The 3,675-nt window shown below is 68.1% G+C and carries 2 protein-coding genes; one reads left to right on the forward strand and one right to left on the reverse strand.

The window, feature by feature from the left end; translation table 11 throughout:
- Positions 1-1,566 (reverse strand): N-acyl-D-amino-acid deacylase family protein (locus DBR10_RS18110; protein ID WP_233243482.1); only part of this gene is annotated, 1,566 nt, incomplete at its 3' end.
- A 153-nt stretch (positions 1,567-1,719) separates the two neighbouring features.
- Here DBR10_RS18110 and DBR10_RS18115 point away from each other — a divergent pair.
- Positions 1,720-2,907, forward strand: coding sequence for an acetyl-CoA C-acyltransferase (locus DBR10_RS18115; RefSeq protein ID WP_108506338.1), 1,188 nt, complete (start codon positions 1,720-1,722; stop codon positions 2,905-2,907).
- Positions 2,908-3,675: the final 768 nt, after the last annotated feature.

Genomic DNA, 3,675 nt, shown 5'->3' on the forward strand with positions numbered 1-3,675 from the left:
GGCCTCAAGGCTCAGGCCCTGATAGTCGATGACATTGAGGTCGGCCCGGTAGCCCGGCGCGATCAGGCCGCGATCCATCAGGCCGACGGTCCGGGCCGTGTCGCGGGTCTGCATGGCGATCATGGCCTCCAGCGCCAGGCGCGGACCCCGGGTGCGGTCGCGGGTCCAGTGGATCAGGTTGCTGGTCGGGAAGCTGCCGTCGCAGATCATGCCGACATGCGCCCCGCCGTCCGACAGGCCCGGCACGGTGTGGGGGTGGCTGAGCATGGCGTGGCTGGGGTCAAGACAGCCGTCCGCATAGTTCAGGAACGGATGGTAGAGCATGCCGCGCCCGTCATTCTCGAGCATGGCCTCCAGGGCGACCTCGGCGGGGTCGCGCCCCGAAGCCGTCGCCAGGGCCGCCACGGTCTGGTCGGCGGTCGGCTCATAGTCGGGGACCGCAGCCATCGGGAACAGGTTGCTCCAGGCCCGCAGGGCACTTCCGGCAAACGGACCCTTCGGATCGCCGTCCTCGGCCAGCAGCCGGGCCCGGAAGGCGGGATCCCGCAGGGCCACAACCCGTTCGGCCAGCGGCAGACCCGCAATCTCGCCATAGGCGGCGCTCTGGCTGAACGGATTGAGCGTCAGTTCGAGCCCAAACAGTACCCCCACCGGACGTCCGCAGACCTGGGCCCGGATCGGCAGGCCGGCCTCGGCCGCCGCCTGCAGCCCCGCCAGCAACAGCTTCCAGCCGTCCGGCGATTTGGGGCTCTGGACCAGCGAGAAGGACAGCGGCCGGCCCGAGCGCTCGACGATCCGCCGCAGCATGGCCAGCTCGGCCAGGCCGTCGGGATGGAAGTCCGAGACCAGTTGCAGCACCCCCTTGCCCGCTGCCGCCAGGCCCAGGGCGATGCCGGTCAGCTCGTCCTCACCCGCCGTAAGGGTCGGGGTCGGCTGGCCGTCGCTGGTTCTGTGGTTGAGGGTCCGCGAGGTGGAAAAGCCCAGGGCTCCGACCTCGACGGCCCGCCTGGCGATGGCCGCCATGGCGGCGATGTCGGCCGGGGTCGCCGGTTCGCGATTGGCCCCGCGCTCGCCCATCACATGGACCCGCAGGGCCGCGTGGGGCAGCTGGGCCCCGATATCGACGTCGAAGGCCCGCGCCTCGAGGGCGTCGAGATAGTCGGGGAAGCTCTCCCAGGTCCAGGGCAGGCCCTCGGTCAGCACCGGGAAGGGGATGTCCTCGACGCCTTCCATCAGCCGGATCAGCCGGTCGCGATCCTCCGGCCGGCAGGGCGCGAAGCCGACGCCGCAATTGCCCATCACCACGGTCGTCACCCCGTGGCCAGAGCTCGGGGTCATGCGGTGGTCCCAGGTGGCCTGGCCGTCATAGTGGGTATGGATGTCGACAAAGCCCGGCGTGACGATCCGGCCGGTCGCGTCAATCTCTTCCCGCCCCGGGGCAAGGTTTTGACCGACGGCGGCGATCAGGCCGGACCGGACCGCGACATCGGCGACAAAGCCCGGAGCCCCCGAACCGTCGAAGACCGTCCCGCCGCGCAGCACGAGATCATAGGCGTGATCGGCCATGGCGTATCCTCCCGTACCTTATCGTTGTTCAGGAGCGTCAGGCCGCTGCAGGACGCCGTCAAGCTGCTTTACGTTCGCGTGACCTTTCCCAGACGGAAATCCCGGTCTAGGGTGCCCGCCAATTCAAACTAACGTTTAACGGGGAGTGCGCTCATGCGCGAAGCGGTCATCGTCTCTTACGCCCGCACCGGTCTGGCCAAGTCCAACCGCGGCGGCTTCAACAACACCCACGGCGCGGCCATGGCCGGTCACGCCATCCAGCACGCCGTGTCGCGCGCCGGTCTCGACGGCGGCGAAGTCGAGGACGTGATCCTGGGCTGCGGCGGCCCCGAAGGCGCCACCGGCATGAACGTGGCCCGCAACGCCGCCATGTGGGCCGGTCTGCCGGTCACCACCTCGGGCCAGACCATCAACCGCTTCTGCTCGTCGGGCCTGCAGGCCATCGCCACGGCGGCCAACTATGTCCGCAATGACGGCGCCAATGTCGCCATCGGCGGCGGCGTCGAGTCGATCTCGCTCGTGCAGGGCGGCGGTCACATGAACCGCTACCACATCACCGAAGAGAAGCTGATGGGCACCCATCCGGCCCTCTGGATGGCGATGATCGACACCGCCGACATCGTGGCCAAGCGCTACAACCTGAGCCGCGAGTACCAGGACGAATACGCCCTGCGCAGCCAGCAGCGCATCGCCGCCGCGCAGGCCGCCGGCCTGTTCAAGGACGAGATCGTGCCGATGGCCACCAAGATGAAGGTGGTCAACAAGGAAACCAAGGAAGAGAGCTTTGTCGACTACGTGGTCGACAAGGACGAGTGCAACCGCGCTGACACCACCCTGGAAGGCCTCAACAGCCTGAAGCCGGTGATGGGCGAAGGCAAGTTCGTCACGGCCGGCAATGCCAGCCAGCTGTCGGACGGCGCCGCCGCCGTGGTGGTGATGGAAGCCGCTGAAGCCGCCCGTCGCGGCCTGACCCCGCTGGGCGCTTTCCGCGGCTTCGCCGTGGCCGGCTGCGAGCCCGACGAAATGGGCATCGGCCCGGTCTTCGCCGTGCCGCGCCTGCTGGAACGTCACGGCCTGAAGGTCGACGACATCGACCTGTGGGAACTGAACGAAGCCTTCGCCTCGCAGTGCCTCTACAGCCGCGACAAGCTCGGCATCGATCCGGAAAAGTACAACGTCAACGGCGGCTCGATCGCCATCGGCCACCCCTTCGGCATGACCGGCGCCCGCTGCGCCGGCCACCTGCTGCTGGAAGGCAAGCGTCGCGGCGCCAAGCTGGGCGTGGTGACCATGTGCATCGGCGGCGGCATGGGCGCGGCGGGGCTGTTCGAAATCTTCTGATTTCGAACTGAGCTGAGACTTGAGCGGGCCGGGACCTTCGGGTTTCCGGCCCGTTTTCGTTTGTGGCGGCATGTCGTGGTCTCCGGCTGGCGACATGGCGGATGGATCGGGCACAGGCTGGCCGCCTCACGCGGAAATCCGCCGAAGGTATGGGAAGGGTCGCGGAGCGCCCGGGCCTCGCCCGGATGAAGGATAGAAAATACCGTTTCGACGAGATCTGAACGCTCCGCGTGATCGTTCTGTCAGAGGCGTGCGGCGTTTGAGCCCTGTTCGGGCCTCGCCGCCCTGAAGCCTCCGGCGGGCGGACCGGGGAGCGACCCCGATCCGGACTGTGAACCCTTCCAGGTCCACCTGCTGCTCGCCCGACCCCTGCCGTGACGTCGTTTCTGTGATCCACGGCCGACCGCCGCCAGACACGACAGGGTTGGCGGCCCGGAGCCCAGGGCTCCTCCCGCCATCGATTGAGCTTCCCGCTCGACCACCCCGGCCAGCCGCAACGGTCGCTGGCCCTGCGCCCTTCCCGTGCTGTCCGGTGAGGTGATTATGCGGGGGGTTTTGAGCGCGTTTGATTGGCGCGATCAGGATTTTTGTAAGGATTTGATCAGGTTGGGTTTTGTTCGTCAGGCGACGGGGATTGGAGGCTGCCTATCCCCCTACCTTTCGTCATTCCCGCCCTTGTGGCGGGAACCTCTTTGTCCGCCGCAGGTGCAGGCGGGGCGAAGGGCGCGCGCCCTTCGCCGGCATTTCACGGCTCAGCTGAGCCAGGGG

Source organism: Caulobacter sp. HMWF025 (assembly GCF_003060965.1).
In the GTDB taxonomy this organism is placed as follows: domain Bacteria; phylum Pseudomonadota; class Alphaproteobacteria; order Caulobacterales; family Caulobacteraceae; genus Caulobacter.

Excerpts from the sequence above, each read along its gene's own strand:
- DBR10_RS18115 (WP_108506338.1), top strand. The coding sequence starts at position 1,720 with ATGCGCGAAGCGGTCATCGTCTCTTACGCCCGCACCGGTCTGGCCAAG.